The sequence below is a fragment of the Bacillus sp. CIS52 genome, assembly GCF_053545315.1.
Genome location: NZ_JBIUFR010000001.1, coordinates 292,709 through 307,970 on the forward strand (window position 1 = coordinate 292,709; position 15,262 = coordinate 307,970).

Genomic DNA, 15,262 nt, shown 5'->3' on the forward strand with positions numbered 1-15,262 from the left:
TATCATTTTAAGCGAAAGCTCTCTCCTTTTTAAGAAGAGAGCTCATCATATTGTTCTTTTGATAATAGTACTTCCCTCGGTTTGCTTCCTTCATACGGCCCGACGACGCCCCGTTCCTCCATTGCGTCGATCAGACGCGCGGCCCTCGTGTATCCGATCCTGAACCGTCTTTGAAGCATGGAGACAGATGCCGTCTGCATGCCGATAATCAAATCGACCGCTTCGTCATACAGATCATCCGTCACTTCACTGTGTGTTTCCGCGGTTTCTTCCGGGATCATTTCTTCTTGGTACTGCGCTTTTTGCTGTGTGATGACATGATCTACGACATGCTCAACCTCTTCATCCGATAAAAATGCTCCCTGGACCCGCACAGGCTTATTCGCGCCTACAGGCAGAAACAGCATATCTCCGCGGCCGAGAAGTTTTTCAGCGCCGCCCATATCTAAAATCGTCCGTGAATCGGTCTGAGATGAGACGCTGAAGGCAATTCTCGACGGAATGTTGGCTTTAATCACTCCGGTAATGACATCGACTGAAGGCCGCTGTGTCGCGATAATCAAATGAATGCCTGCCGCCCGAGCCATCTGTGAAAGTCTCGTAATCGAATCTTCCACGTCGGAAGAAGCGACCATCATCAGATCGGCAAGCTCGTCAACGATAACGACGATGTACGGCAGTTCAGGCTGCTTTACTTCTTCTTCGGCATTTGACCGCTTGATATGGTCGTTATAGCCTTCTATATTTCTCGTGCCCGTATGGGAGAACAGTTCATAGCGGCGCTCCATCTCATTGACGACCTTTTTTAAAGCCTGTGAGGCCTTTTTCGGATCTGTCACGACCGGCGCAAGCAGATGAGGAATGCCGTTATACACATTCAGCTCAACCATTTTCGGGTCAATCATCATCATTTTCACTTCATGCGGTTTGGCTCGCATCAGGATGCTTGTAATAATACCGTTGACACAGACGCTTTTCCCGCTTCCCGTGGCCCCAGCGACGAGCAGATGGGGCATTTTGTTCAGTTCGGCAAGCACAGCCTCCCCGGAAATGTTTCGCCCCAACCCGATCAGAAGTTTCGCATCCGGCTTGTCGTTGAGCTTGGATTCAAGCACTTCTTTTAACGAAACCATCGCAACTTCAGCGTTCGGCACCTCGATGCCGATTGCTGATTTCCCCGGAATCGGCGCTTCTATCCGGATATCCTTCGCGGCAAGCGCGAGTGCGAGGTCATCACTCAGATTCACGATTTTACTGACTTTGACCCCGACGTCCGGATAGACCTCATATTTTGTGACCGCCGGACCGAGATGAACCTGCGTCACTTTCGCCTTTACGCCGAAGCTTTGAAAAGTCCGTTCGAGTTTTCTTGCATTCTCGTAAATGTTCTTCTTATCGGTCTGCTGGCCTGTATGTTTCGGGTCAGCCAGAATGTCCAATGAAGGCATTTGGTAATCCTTATTTTCAAGCTCTGTAAACGTCATGGGCGGAGCCGCAGCCGCCGGTTCGTCACTGTCTTGAGCGCCGCCGGAGGGCTCTTCTTTTACCATTTGAGCCGTCTCCTGCGTCTCTTCAGAAATCATCGGTTCGTCACGCTTCTCCTGACGGTCTGAGAAGCTTGAAATAATCGGCTCTGAATGGATGATCGGCGAAATAATTTCCTCATCCTCTTCTTCTGGCTCAGGCACTTCTTTTTTCTGTTGAACCCGTTTTTGTTTTTTGCCCGATTTGGTTTTTGTTTTCGGCGAAGACATATTCGTTCTGACCGTTTTCATATCCTCAAGAAATGCCTGCCATTGACCGCGGATAAACCGGCCGACGGGGCTCGTCCATTTTTTGAGCGTTTCCTGCAGTGAACGCCCCGTTACAAGAATCAGCCCCATTAAGATCAGCACGATCGCCATGATCTGTGAACCCGTTGATGCAAATAAAAAGTGAGAAGCTGCAAACAGTACCGCGCCGATCATACCGCCGCCCAAATCAGGCGAGGCGGCCTGCTGTTTCATATCCATCATAAACAGCTCCCACGTGTTGCCGATGACACTTGCGGACCGAATCGACCCGTGATGAGACAGATTTTTAAAGAGCTGTACGTGAGACAGCAGCAAAATACTGGCGATAATACAGTACAATCCGGCTTTCCTTCTCGTTAAAAGACTTGGACTCTTCTTTTTCCAAAACAGCGAAATTCCCAGAAGGAAGAGCGCAATTAAGCATAAAATAAACCACTCTCCGGCAAAAAAACGGAACAAGTACACAAATGTCTGTCCCACAACGCCGAGCTGCAAAACAGCAATAATCGAGATTGCAACGCAGAGCAGTCCGCTTAGTTCGTATTTTAGATTGAGCTTACTCTCTTGTTTCTTTTTAGATTTCCGTTTTTTCTTTGCCACACTCATCACCTTACTGCGTTAAAAAATGTAAAATCATACATCATGAAGAAAAGCAGCCTTTTACCGGCTGCGTTTTTCTGTAGGATTCCCCTATTATAGCATATTTTGCCCCCGAGAAACGGACTGAATGCCGGTTAGATTTTCAACTTGATTTTTTGTCCCGGGGCGATGTCCGGATTCAGAAAATCCATCGGGTTCGTACTTAAAATCTGTACGACTTCAGCTTCATTTCCCTTCATTTCGACTAACAGCGGCACACCGGCATAGTCTACCTGTTCATGCGCGCTTTGCTCTCTTTCCTGACCGTAAACGACTTCTTGAGGCATGACGGTATAAAGGATCATTGAATCATCATTCCTTCCTCGCCCTTTCGTTCTTCAATCAGCTGATTCAGCTTTTTTATCGCCTGTCCGACGCCGCCGACGGCATCAATTAATCCGTAATCAGCCGCATCTTTTCCGACTACGTTCGTTCCGATGTCCCTGGTCAGGTTTCCTTTTGAAAACATCAGTTCTTTGAATTTTTCTTCGGAAATATTTGAATGATGGGTCACAAAGTTGACGACCCGCTCCTGCATTTTGTCCAAGTATTCAAATGTTTGCGGAACCCCGATAACCAGACCTGTAAGCCGAACGGGGTGAATGGTCATAGTCGCTGTTTCCGCGATAAAACTATGATCACATGACACGGCGATCGGCACACCTATCGAGTGTCCCCCGCCGAGTACGATTGAAACGGTCGGTTTTGACAAAGATGCGAGCATCTCTGCAATCGCAAGCCCCGCTTCCACATCACCGCCGACGGTGTTTAAGATAATCAGAAGTCCTTCAATTTTCGGATTTTGCTCAATGGCGACGATTTGCGGAATGACGTGTTCATATTTGGTTGTTTTATTTTGCGGCGGCAGCTGGACATGCCCCTCAATTTGGCCGATGATTGTCAGACAGTGAATATTGGTATCTTGTGACATTTGCGGCAGAGATGTCTCTCCCAGCTGCTGAATTTTGCTCATAATGCTGTCTTTCGCATCTGATTTTTCGGGCTGCTGTTCTTCGGTGTTTTCCATACGATGATCCATTTTATCTTCACCCTTTCCGAATGTCTCTTTGTATTATGAACAAAGAAGCGGGTTTCCATCCGGGAGATGAACAAAAACAAAGCCGGAGCATCATGCGCTCCGGCTTTTGTGTCCATTATACTTCCATAATGATCGGAATGATCATCGGTTTGCGTTTTGTTTTTTCATAAAGGAATTGGTTCAGCGCATCGCGCATGGCTTGTTTCAGCGTGGACCATTCTACGGCGGATGTTTCCGTCGCTTCTGTCACGATTGAGCGGACGAGCTCAGTAGCTTGTACAATTAAGCCTTCTGATTCTCTGACATATACGAAACCGCGCGTAATGATTTCAGGACCCGATACGAGGTTCTTTTTCTGCTTATCAAGCGTAATCACGACAATGAGAATGCCGTCTTGTGACAATAAGCGGCGGTCTCGCAGCACGATGTTGCCGATGTCGCCGACACCTAGGCCGTCAATCAGAACGTTTCCGTACGTGACTTTATCCCCGATTTTCACATTCTGGCCGCGGAATTCAACGACGTCGCCTTTTTCAATTAAGAAAATGTCGCTGCGTTTCATGCCGATTTCTTCAGCGATTTTGGAATGCGCTTTTTGCATTCTGAATTCACCGTTAACCGGAATTAAATATTTCGGTTTTAACAAATTAAGCATGAGTTTTAATTCTTCCTGCGAACCGTGACCGGACACATGCACGCGTTTTTGGGCGAAAATGACTTGAGCCCCGGCACGGACAAGCTGGTTGACGGTTTTGGAATATACCAATTCATGTCCCGGAATCGGTGTTGATGCAATGACAACGGTATCTCCTTCTTCAATGTTAAGCTGCTTGTGCGCCTGCTTGGCCATCCGCGTAAGAGCGGCTAACGGCTCACCATGGCTTCCGGCTGTAACAATTGCCACTTCCCGTTTCGGATATTTTTTGACATCCTGCACCGGAATGAACAATTCATCTTCTGCTTCAATATAGCCGAGCTTGCGCGCAAGCTGAAGCACGTTTTGCAGGTTTTTTCCGGCGATTGCGAGTTTGCGGCCGTTCTGGGCGGCAGCCTGAATCACTTGCTGAATCCGGTTGATATTAGACGCGAATACGGCAACGATGACGCGGTTGTCTGAATTGTACATCGCATCGGAAATTTCACCGCTTACATGGGCTTCTGACGGAGTATATCCCGGGCGCTCCGCATTGGCGCTGTCAGAAAGCAAGGCAAGCACACCGCCGTTTCCGATTTTGGCGATTTCGCCGATATCACATGATTGGTGATAAGCAGGCGTCTGGTCAAATTTGAAGTCTCCCGTGCATACAATAGAGCCAAGTGATGTTTTAAAGCTGACTCCCACTGAATCCGGAATGCTGTGGATCGTTTTAAAGAACGATACTTTTGTTGATTCAAATGTAATGACTGATTTGGAGTGAACTTCACGTAAATCAGCTTTTCGATTATGCCCGTACTGCTTGAGTTTTTCTCTCAGCAAAGCAAGCGTTAGCTTCGTTCCGTATACCGGCACCGACAGCTTGTTCAATAAATAAAAGACGCCTCCGATGTTTTCATCGTGTCCGTGTGTCAGAAAAATGGCCTTCACGCGGTCAGCCCGTTCTACCAAGTAAGAAATATCCGGAATCACGACATCAATACCGAGCATTTCATTTTCAGGGTGCATGAGCCCCGCATCTACTACAAATATGTCCGAGTCAATTTCAATGACATATAGGTTCTTCCCAATTTCTCCGACACCGCCAAGGGCGATAATTCTGACGTTTTCTGTATTTTTCTTTTTCAAAATCTGTATCCTCCTAGTCTCATACCCGTCCATCATCACTTGTTCCTATTATAACTGATATCAATTTTAGAAAACAAGAAGAAGCGGAAGGTTTAGGGAAAACCAATATGTAGACAAAACGGTCAAACTCACGATAAAAATGAGAATGACCGCGTATTTTAACTGTATAAATTTTTTCTTACAGTTCGCTGATGACGCTGCTCAGGCTCAGGCGTTCATCTTCATTCAGCGGAATAAGAGGAAGACGCACAGATCCGACATCAAGGCCTTTCAGCTGAAGCGCCGTTTTGACCGGAGCCGGATTAGGCGCTTTAAAGAGCTCCTTCATGATCGGGAGAAGCTTCTGATGAATCAGTGCCGCGGTTGCCGTCTGCCCGTTTGTATAGTTTTTAATCATTTGCTGCATGTCAGAACCTATAATATGGCTGGCCACTGACACGACTCCTCTTCCGCCGACTGCGAGAATAGGAAGGGTTAACCCGTCATCACCTGAATAGACGTAAAAATCTTCCGGCGTTTCGGCGATGATTTTCGTAATCGCGTCAAGATCACCGCTCGCTTCTTTAATCGCAGAGATATTCGGAATCTCCGCAAGTCTGATGGCCGTTTCCGGCGCAAGCGAAGCGACCGTTCTGCCCGGCACGTTGTAAAGCATAACAGGAAGAGACGTTTCTTCAGCTATGGCTTTAAAATGACGGTACATGCCCTCTTGGGAAGGCTTATTATAATAAGGCGTGACAAGCATAACGCAATCGACGCCGGCTTCTTCAGCTTTTTTTGTCAGTTTGATGGAGTCTTTCGTATTGTTGCTTCCCGTACCCGCAATAACAGGCACGCGTCCGTTCACTTCTTTGACTGTAAATTCAAAGAGTGCAATTTTTTCTTCCGTTGAAAGTGTCGGAGATTCGCCGGTCGTCCCTGCGACAACTAAAGAATCCGTGCCGTTTTTCAACAAATAGTCGATTAATGTAGACAGTTTTTGAAAGTCTACATTCCCTTTACTGTCAAAAGGGGTAATCATCGCTGTAGAAATATTTCCGACATTCATTTTTTTCACCTCATCATGATTCAATCACATTTACTTTGAAAGTTCAAACACTTCATGCAGCGCGTTTACGGCCGTTACCATATCTTTTTCATGAACGAGCACCCAGATCGTCGTATGGCTGTCGGCGGATTGCAGAATCGGAATGCCTTTATCTGAAAGTGCGGAGACGATTTTTGACGTAACACCCGGCACACCCATTATTCCGGCACCGACCGCTGACACTTTCGCACAGCTTTCCGTCACTGTCGGTTCATAGCCTAATTCGGCCAAAATGCTGCGCGCGGCTTCCGTTTTACTGCCGGCTACGGTATAAACGATTTCACTCGGCGTAATGTTAAAGAAATCTACGCTGATGCCGGCGTTCGCCATTGCTTTAAAGACTTCTGTCTGAACATTGTATTGCCCCATTTTGGCGGGAACTTTAAATTGCGTTACGTCTTTTACATGAGCAATCCCCGTGATCAGCCGTTCGAACACATCGCTGCCGACGTTAGACGAATGATGGGACGTCACCAGAGTTCCTTTTTCTTTTGAATAAGTCGAGCGCACGCGGATCGGCACCTTTGCCTGCATGGCGATTTCTACCGCGCGCGGATGAATGACTTTCGCGCCCTGATAGGCAAGGTTGCAGATTTCCGTATATGTGACATTCGGAAGCGGCTTAGCATTTTCCACGATTCTCGGATCAGCTGTCATGACGCCTTCCACGTCCGTAAAAATGTCGATAAACTCAGCATCAACCGCCGCGCCGAGCGCCGCTGCTGATGTATCGCTTCCTCCTCTGCCGATCGTCGTCGTGTCGCCTTTTTCAGTCGCTCCCTGAAATCCTGCCACAACGACGGCATCATGGCTGGCGAGTGTCGCGAACAGCCGCTCTGTTTTCATTTCTATAATTTTGGCGTCAGTATGCTGGGCATTGGTTAAAAAGCCGGCCTGGGCTCCTGTTAAAGCTGCGGCTTTTATGCCGTTTTCCTTCAGCATGCTGGTAAAAACAACAGACGAAATCGTTTCTCCGCAAGACAGAAGCATATCCTGCTCTCTCGGAGAAATGTCGGACTGGCTGCCGTAAAGAAGCCCGATCAAAGAATCCGTCGCGTACGGGTCTCCTTTTCTTCCCATCGCAGATACGACAACGACAACTTTATATCCTTCACTGATGGCATCTTTAATGTGTGCTAACGCAAGCTTGCGGCCTTTGTCATCTTTTACGGATGTTCCGCCGAATTTTTGAACAATGATTTTCACTATTTTCACTCCAAATTAGTCTGACGTAACAGAAGAGAGCAGGCAGAGCCTTACTCTCTTCTGTTCGCCTATAGAAAATACGTTTGTTTTATACGAGGTTCAGTTTTTGCAGGCTTTCCGCAATTTGAACTGAGTTCCAAGCGGCGCCTTTTAACAGGTTATCAGAAACAACCCACAAATGAAAACCGTTTGCTCTATCCAAATCTTTACGGATTCTTCCTACAAATACATCCCGTTTGCCGACGCAATCAGCAGGCATCGGGTAAAGCTGCTCCGCGGGATCATCCTGTAGCGTAACACCCGGAGCCTCTTTTAAAAGCTGTTTAATGTCTTCCACGGTTGCGTCATCACGGTCAAGCTCAATGTAAACAGATTCTGAGTGTCCTGTTTCAATCGGCAGTCTGACACATGTCGCAGCGACTTCCAGCTTCGGCATATGCATGATTTTTTTCGTTTCATTAATCATTTTCATTTCCTCAAACGTGTAGCCGTTATCTTGGAATTTATCAATTTGCGGAATGGCGTTAAAAGCGATTTGATAATGCTTTTTGTCCCCTTTAACCGGCATAATGGACGGTTCTGCAGGCTCATTGTTTAAAATCGCCTTCGTCTGGCTGTACAGTTCTTTCGCCGCTTCATTGCCGGCTCCGGACACAGCTTGGTAAGTAGATACAATGACTTTTTTCAAGCCGTATGCTTTGCGGATCGGTTCAAGCGCCGCCACCATCTGAATCGTTGAACAGTTAGGGTTGGCGATAATGCCGTTATGTTTATGCAGATCACCTTCGTTCACCTCAGGCACTACAAGCGGTGTATTTTCATCCATGCGGAATGCACTGGTATTGTCAATTACGATGGCTCCCCGTTTTACAGCCTCAGGCGCCAGGCTTTGTGATACGCTTCCGCCGGCGCTGAATAGCGCGATATGAACGCCCTCGAAGCTTTCCGGAACAGCTTCCTGCACTGTATACTCTTCGCCTTTAAACGTTACTTTCGTACCAGCAGAACGCTTTGAGGATAGTAGTGTGAGTGTTTCGATTTCAAAGTTTCTGTCTTCCAATGTTTTCAGCATTTGCTGCCCTACGGCTCCCGTCGCTCCGACAACTGCTACGTGTAATCCTCTTCCCATCTGTAAAACTCCTTCCGCCAATTAAGCATCATTTGTTGAATTGACTTTGCATTTTACGTTTTATTTTACCATAGAATAGTCACGGATTGACCGAATTTTTTTATTCCGGAATGATTTTATGTGTCTTGATTTTTTATTACTGATGCTGTACAAGCACAGGCTGAACCTGCTGATGCAAAAGCGCTTTTTCTACCGTAATCGGAAGGAGATCCATTCTGGCGACAAGAGATGTCGGTTTTCTCACGTGGTCATCCTGGCCGAACGGGATGAAAAATATGTTTTTTGCGGACATCAGCCTCATTAAATTCGTTCCGTTTAAACCGAGGCCGTCATTTGTCGAAATGCCGAGCACGACCGGGCGGCTGTTGCGGATCGTGGCTTTCGCCGCCATAAGGACCGGGCTGTCAGTCATCGCATTTGCGAGTTTGCTCATTGAGTTTCCGGTTAAGGGGGCGATGACCATGCAGTCGAGCGGAAGTTTCGGTCCGAGAGGCTCCGCTTTTACGATGGAATCAATTACCTCAAAACCTGTTGTTTCTTCAATTTTTCTGACCCAATCTCCCCCCTCTCCAAAGCGCGTATCGGTCGATTGGACGGTCGACGTCACAATCGGCCGGACTTCAGCCCCTTGTCTGACAAGTGCTTCTATTTGCGGAAAAACCTCCTCATATGTGCAATGTGAGCCGGTTAATCCGAATCCGATTCTTTTCCCTTTCAGAGACATGGCTAATTCCCCTCTTTCTTTAAGTCTGCCAAAAGCTTGCTCAATACGTTCGCAATAATCTGTCCGGCTGTTTTCGGAGCCACAATTCCCGGAAGACCCGGAGCAAGCAGCGCTTTAATGCCTTGTTTTTCAGCATATTTGAAATCCGTTCCGCCCGGACGGGATGCTAAATCCAAAATCAAGGTCTTCGGCGTCATGCGCGATAAAGCGCTTTGATTCAGAATCAGACTCGGTACGGTGTTAATACAAATATCAATATCATTTACATGATCAGTAAGTTCTTCAATTTGAAAAGGGGAAAGCCCCATTTCCGATATACGGGCCAAATGAGCCGAACTCCGTGCGCCCACTTTTACCTTCGCTCCCAACGCTGCAAACGTCCGGGCGATCGTCATACCGGTGCGCCCCATGCCGAGAACGGCGACATTTGACCCGTGAATGGTATAATCCGTATGCTGAATCGCCATCATGATTGTCCCTTCAACTGTGGGAATCGAGTTGAATATCGCGATGTCATCCCGCTCAAATAATTTAACAAGCTTGCGGCCGGCTTCGCTGGCGATGCCCTCAAGGTATGCATTAGAGATGCCTGAATAAATCACGCAATGCTCCGGTGTCTGCTCAAGATAGCTCTGCTTTAATACCACTTCTTCATTTGAAAAAACCGTTGATACAACGCCTTCTCCGGTCGTTGCCGATACAGGCAGGATGATACTGTCTATTTTCGGAAATGGAATCTCATCAATTTTACATTTGACGGTTCCTGTAAAACCGTCATCCAATTGGTCAAATCCTGCAAGATAAATATCGGCATGCTGTTCTGTCAGCTTCCTTATAATCTCAAGCTGTCTTGCGTCACCGCCAATAATCGCAATTGTCAATCCGGTTAACATTTGAAACGTTCACCTTCTTTACAGTTACTGGATCTTTTAAGTGTCATCCTCCTCTTCATCGTATGTGCAAAGAGAAAGGGCGGTGAATGTACAGCGTCTTTTTCATAAAAAAAGCACCGGCTGTTTGAGCCGGTGCTTGCGAAAAATGAATACAGTCTACTCTTCAGGAGGAGTGATCTCCCCGGGAACGTCTAAAATGATCATGTCTGACCCGATTTTTTGAATATGGTTCCAGGGGACACGGATGTCGTGGCCTTGTTTTCGCAATCCAAACCATTTCACCGTCGGGATCAACAGCGCGGTAATTTGCCCGTCCTGTTCATTAATTTCCAAATCAGTCTGGCCGAGCACGCCGAGCCGCTCCGCCCGTTTAATGTCTACAATTTCTTTACCTGACAGTTCACTGAGCCTCATGATAGCCACCCCCTTGTACTATATGATTCCGGGCAAAAAAAAATGCCTGCCCCCTAGAGAGGCAGACTTCCCGTTTAAGATGAGGCCGGCATATTTCCGGTCGGACTGATGAGCGATAATGCGTAATCATCCGTAAATAACCGGCGGCTGAGACCGTTGACGCTTTCCAGGCTGACTGCATTTAATTCAGCGATAATTTCATCCATCGTCTTATGCTTTCTGAGCAGAAGTTCGTTTTTCCCGTTCCGGCTCATTTTGCTGTTTGTGCTTTCTAAGCTGAGCATTAAACTTCCCTTCATTTGCTCTTTGCTGTTTTCCAGTTCTTTCGGGGTAATGCCGTCACGTTTTAACACCGATAACGTTTCTTGAATGGTTTCAGACAGAAGATCGAGCTGATTGGCGCCGGTGCCTCCGTAAATCGTCAGCATACCGCTGTCTTCATAAGAACTGTGATAGCTGTATACAGAATAAGCCAGTCCTTTATCTTCACGCACATCCTGGAAAAGACGGCTGCTCATGCTTCCGCCCAGCACGTTGTTTAAAACGATTAAATCGTAAACATCCGGATCCCCGACTTTCAGACCTTTGAAACCAAGGCAGAGGTGCGCCTGTTCCGTGTCTTTTTTTCTGGTCAGCTTTTCATAATGAAACTCAGGCTCGCTGATGCCGCTTGCTTTGCCCTTCGCTTCGTATGTACCGAACCATTTCTCCACGTCTTTAATGAATTGTTCCGTAACATTTCCGGCGACAGAAATGACGACGCGGTCCGGTGTGTAAAAGTCATCCATATGCTGTCTGAGAGAATCGCCGTTAAACGATGAAAGGGTTTCCTCCGTTCCGAGAATCGGGTAGCCGAGCGAATGATTGCCGTATGTTGCTTTGCTCAGCAGATCATGGACAATGTCGTCCGGCGCGTCTTCGTACATTTTGATTTCTTCATATACGACGTTCTTTTCTTTTTTGAGTTCATCTTCGTCAAAAGCAGAATGAAAGAACATATCAGCCAGCACATCAAGTGCGTAGTTGGCATGCTCATCCAGCACTTTTGCGTAATAACACGTATATTCTTTTGAAGTGAAGGCATTCACTTGGCCGCCTATCCGATCGAAGGATTCTGCGATTTCCCGTGCTGACCTGGTATTTGTTCCTTTAAAAAACATATGCTCGAGAAAGTGCGAAATACCGTTTGTATCCGGTGTCTCATGGCGTGATCCCGTTCCGATCCAGACGCCGATTGCCACAGACCGCACCGTTGGATTATTTTCAAGCACAACTCTTACACCGTTTTGGCATGTATAGCGTTTTATCAAGTTTGTTCCTCCTATTCAAAGACAGGCAAACTGCCGCCTGCTACTTCATCAGCCTGTTTTCATCCATTAAGTCAGACACCGAGCCGAGCGCATAGCCTTTTTCTTTGATTTTTGTAATCAGTGTTTCCAGGCTTTTCGCAGTCGGATCAGTCGGATGCATTAAAATCATGGCTCCGTTATGTATTTTGCTCAACACCCTTGTTTGTAAAACAGCCGGAGACGGTTTTTGCCAGTCTATGGTGTCAACGGTCCACATGATAGTGCCCATTCCTTTTTCCGCCGCAAGGTCGACCACAGCTTTTCTGAAGCTGCCGCTTGGCGGCGCAAACCATTTCGGCTTCATGCCGAGCGTCTCGCTGATTTGTGCATTGGTTTTGTCAAGCTGTTCGGAAATGCTTCCTGAAGTCAGTTTGCTCATATCAGGGTGATTGTATGAATGATTTCCGATTTCGTGTCCGTCTGCCGCTATTTTTTTCCCAAGTTCCTGATTGTTTTTCAGCCATTTCCCTTCAAGAAAGAAAGTTGCTTTGACCTGATGCTGTTTCAGAATAGGCAGCATTTGCTCCACGTATTCATTTCCCCAGGCGACATTTATCAGGAAAGCGACCATTGGTTTATCGGGATTTCCTTTATAAATGGGTTCAGGCGCAAGAGAATCGAGATGGACTTTCGGTTTTACCTGCTCATAGACAAGATCATCTTCATGAAATTCTCCGTCCTTTTTCATTTGTTTATAGGATTTTTCCACATTGACCTTTAAACCGTTATATCCCGGTATACTCTTCCATATTTTATCAATTCTCGCATCTTGCGGCTTCACTTCATACTCCGGCGCTTTTTGCAGCAATTCCTCATAAAGCGGATCTTTTGATGCTGACACAGTCACTGCGTCTTTTTTCATTGCGTCTATGTAATCAACTGTATACGGATTTTTTATCATTTCAAACGAAACAAAAAAAAGAAATAAAAAAACGGCAAACGGCACGAATTTTTTCAACATGTCCTTCCCCCCTCATCACACATTATGTATGAAGAGGACAAGGTAGAACCCGCTGTTGTCTTTCTCAAAATAAAGAAGCCGGGTCTCCCAGGCTCCTTGTTAGGTTTTCATTTAAGATTGTTGTTGTTCCTGCTCTTTTTCTTTCTCTTCGCGCAGCACTGCTTTACGCGACAGGTTGACACGTCCCTGTTTATCAATTTCCGTTACCTTCACAAGGATTTCGTCACCGATTTTCACAACATCCTCAACCTTGCCGACCCGTTCGAGCGCAAGTTCAGAGATGTGAACGAGACCGTCTTTTCCGCTGAAGATTTCAACGAAAGCGCCGAATTTCTCAATCCGTTTGACTTTACCGAGGTAAAGCTGGCCGACTTCGACTTCTCTGACAAGATCTTCGATGATTTTTTTCGCTTTTTGGTTGCTGCTTTCATCAGTAGAAGAAATAAAGATGGTGCCGTCTTGTTCAATGTCAATTTTAACACCGGTATCTTCAATGATTTTGTTGATTTGTTTGCCGCTCGGCCCGATAACGTCACGGATTTTATCCGGATTGATTGTCATCGTTAAAATTTTCGGTGCATATTGAGAAAGTTCTTTTCTTGATTCACCAAGCGTGCTGAGCATGCTGTTCAGGATTTCCATTCTTCCTTTTTTCGCCTGCTGAAGCGCTTCTTCAAGGATTTCTCTTGAAAGGCCTTCGATTTTAATGTCCATTTGCAGCGCTGTTACGCCTTTTTCCGTACCGGCTACTTTAAAGTCCATGTCACCGAGGGCATCTTCCATTCCTTGAATATCCGTTAATACTGTGTAGTACTCGCCTGATTTCACAAGTCCCATAGCGATACCTGCAACAGGCGCTTTAATCGGAACACCGGCGTCCATCATGGCAAGCGTGCTCGCGCAAATGCTGGCCTGTGAAGTGGAACCGTTTGATTCAAGCACTTCGGATACGAGGCGAACCGTATACGGGAAGTCTTTTTCATTCGGAATGACCGGCTCAAGCGCACGCTCTCCAAGAGCCCCGTGACCGATCTCACGGCGTCCCGGTCCGCGCATCGGGCCTGTCTCCCCTACGCTGAATTGCGGGAAGTTATAATGATGCATAAACCGTTTTGATTCTTCCACGCCTAAACCGTCAAGAATCTGAACGTCGCCAAGAGCGCCTAATGTACATACGCTGAGCGCCTGGGTCTGTCCTCTCGTAAACAGCCCTGAGCCATGCGTTCTCGGCAGAAGGCCGACTTCTGAAGAAAGCGGGCGGATTTGATCGACGCCGCGGCCGTCAGGACGGACTTTTTCTTCTGTGATCAAACGGCGCACTTCGTTTTTCACAAGTTTAGACAGTGTCTGTTTCACTTTTTTGATCGTATCTTCATCGTGCTCTTCTTCTTCAAATTTCGCGACGACTGCATCTTTCACTTTACTGATCGCATCTTCGCGCGCATGCTTTTCATGAACTTGAATGGCGCTGAGCAGATCCGGCTCCGCAAGACTTTTCACTTTCTCGCTGAGCTCTGCATCAATTTCATACAGTGCGATTTCCGTTTTTTCTTTGCCGACTGCCGCAACAATTTCTTCTTGGAAAGCGATCAGGCGCTTAATTTCTTCGTGGCCGAACATAATCGCTTCAAGCATGATTTCCTCAGGAACTTCATCCGCTCCCGCTTCCACCATGTTGATGGCGTCTTTTGTGCCTGCAACGATAAGGTTAATATCACTTTTTTCAAGCTGGTCAACCGTCGGATTGATGATGAACTCCCCGTCAATGCGGCCTACCGTCACACCCGCAATCGGGCCTTCAAACGGAATATCGGAAACGCAAAGAGCGAGTGATGAACCGAACATTGCAGCCATTTCAGATGAGCAGTTTTGATCGACACTCATGACAATGCTGATGACCTGTACTTCGTTACGGAATCCGTCTGCGAAAAGCGGGCGGATCGGGCGGTCAATCAGACGGCTGGCTAAAACGGCCTTTTCACTCGGACGGCCTTCTCTTTTAATAAAGCCGCCCGGAATTTTACCGACTGCGTATAATCTTTCTTCATAATTAACGGTAAGCGGGAAAAAATCTAGCGGTTTCGGTTCTTTTGATGCGGTTGCTGTGCTGAGCACTGCGGTATCGCCGTAGCGGACCATAACAGCGCCGTTTGCCTGTTTGGCAAGCTGGCCGGTTTCTACTGTAAGCTGTCTGCCGGCCCAATCTATGGTAAAGACATGTTTCTCTTGTCCCATTCGATTACGA

General features: G+C 47.0%; 13 protein-coding genes. All 13 read right to left on the reverse strand.

The window, feature by feature from the left end; genetic code table 11:
- Nucleotides 1–29 precede the first annotated feature (29 nt).
- The gene (locus tag ACH32G_RS00895; protein ID WP_448813905.1) at nucleotides 30–2,393 is read right to left on the reverse strand and encodes a DNA translocase FtsK; all 2,364 of its coding nucleotides are present in this window, start codon (nucleotides 2,391–2,393) and stop codon (nucleotides 30–32) included.
- Nucleotides 2,394–2,527: 134 nt separating this feature from the next.
- Complete coding sequence (locus ACH32G_RS00900; protein ID WP_016936075.1) at nucleotides 2,528–2,737, reverse strand: YlzJ-like family protein; 210 nt, start codon at nucleotides 2,735–2,737, stop codon at nucleotides 2,528–2,530.
- Complete coding sequence (locus ACH32G_RS00905) at nucleotides 2,734–3,471, reverse strand: ClpP family protease (protein ID WP_047474942.1); 738 nt, start codon at nucleotides 3,469–3,471, stop codon at nucleotides 2,734–2,736. Before ACH32G_RS00905 ends, ACH32G_RS00900 begins: the two co-directional genes overlap by 4 nt.
- Before the next feature lie 115 nt (nucleotides 3,472–3,586).
- A complete protein-coding gene (rnjB, locus tag ACH32G_RS00910) occupies nucleotides 3,587–5,254 on the reverse strand; it encodes a ribonuclease J2 (protein WP_016936077.1) in 1,668 nt (555 codons plus the stop codon).
- A gap of 178 nt (nucleotides 5,255–5,432) precedes the next feature.
- On the reverse strand, nucleotides 5,433–6,302 hold the full coding sequence (dapA, locus tag ACH32G_RS00915) for a 4-hydroxy-tetrahydrodipicolinate synthase (RefSeq protein ID WP_448813906.1): 870 nt from the start codon (nucleotides 6,300–6,302) through the stop codon (nucleotides 5,433–5,435).
- Nucleotides 6,303–6,332: 30 nt separating this feature from the next.
- Nucleotides 6,333–7,547 (reverse strand): aspartate kinase, encoded by a 1,215-nt coding sequence (gene dapG / locus ACH32G_RS00920; RefSeq protein WP_016936078.1) that lies wholly within the window; start codon nucleotides 7,545–7,547, stop codon nucleotides 6,333–6,335.
- Nucleotides 7,548–7,635: 88 nt separating this feature from the next.
- Nucleotides 7,636–8,676, reverse strand: coding sequence for an aspartate-semialdehyde dehydrogenase (gene asd, locus ACH32G_RS00925; protein WP_003154169.1), 1,041 nt, complete (start codon nucleotides 8,674–8,676; stop codon nucleotides 7,636–7,638).
- 136 nt (nucleotides 8,677–8,812) lie between these two features.
- Nucleotides 8,813–9,400 (reverse strand): dipicolinate synthase subunit B, encoded by a 588-nt coding sequence (gene dpaB / locus ACH32G_RS00930; RefSeq protein WP_448813907.1) that lies wholly within the window; start codon nucleotides 9,398–9,400, stop codon nucleotides 8,813–8,815.
- A 2-nt stretch (nucleotides 9,401–9,402) separates the two neighbouring features.
- Nucleotides 9,403–10,293, reverse strand: a complete 891-nt coding sequence (dpaA, locus tag ACH32G_RS00935; RefSeq protein ID WP_448813908.1) for a dipicolinic acid synthetase subunit A — start codon at nucleotides 10,291–10,293, stop codon at nucleotides 9,403–9,405.
- A 156-nt stretch (nucleotides 10,294–10,449) separates the two neighbouring features.
- Entirely contained in the window at nucleotides 10,450–10,707 is a 258-nt protein-coding gene (locus ACH32G_RS00940; RefSeq protein ID WP_003154176.1) for a YlmC/YmxH family sporulation protein, read from the reverse strand.
- A 74-nt stretch (nucleotides 10,708–10,781) separates the two neighbouring features.
- A complete protein-coding gene (locus ACH32G_RS00945) occupies nucleotides 10,782–12,017 on the reverse strand; it encodes a M16 family metallopeptidase (RefSeq protein WP_016936082.1) in 1,236 nt (411 codons plus the stop codon).
- Nucleotides 12,018–12,057: 40 nt separating this feature from the next.
- Entirely contained in the window at nucleotides 12,058–13,017 is a 960-nt protein-coding gene (locus tag ACH32G_RS00950) for a polysaccharide deacetylase family protein (protein ID WP_016936083.1), read from the reverse strand.
- 111 nt (nucleotides 13,018–13,128) lie between these two features.
- Entirely contained in the window at nucleotides 13,129–15,252 is a 2,124-nt protein-coding gene (gene pnp, locus ACH32G_RS00955; protein WP_016936084.1) for a polyribonucleotide nucleotidyltransferase, read from the reverse strand.
- Between the last annotated feature and the right edge of the window lie 10 nt (nucleotides 15,253–15,262).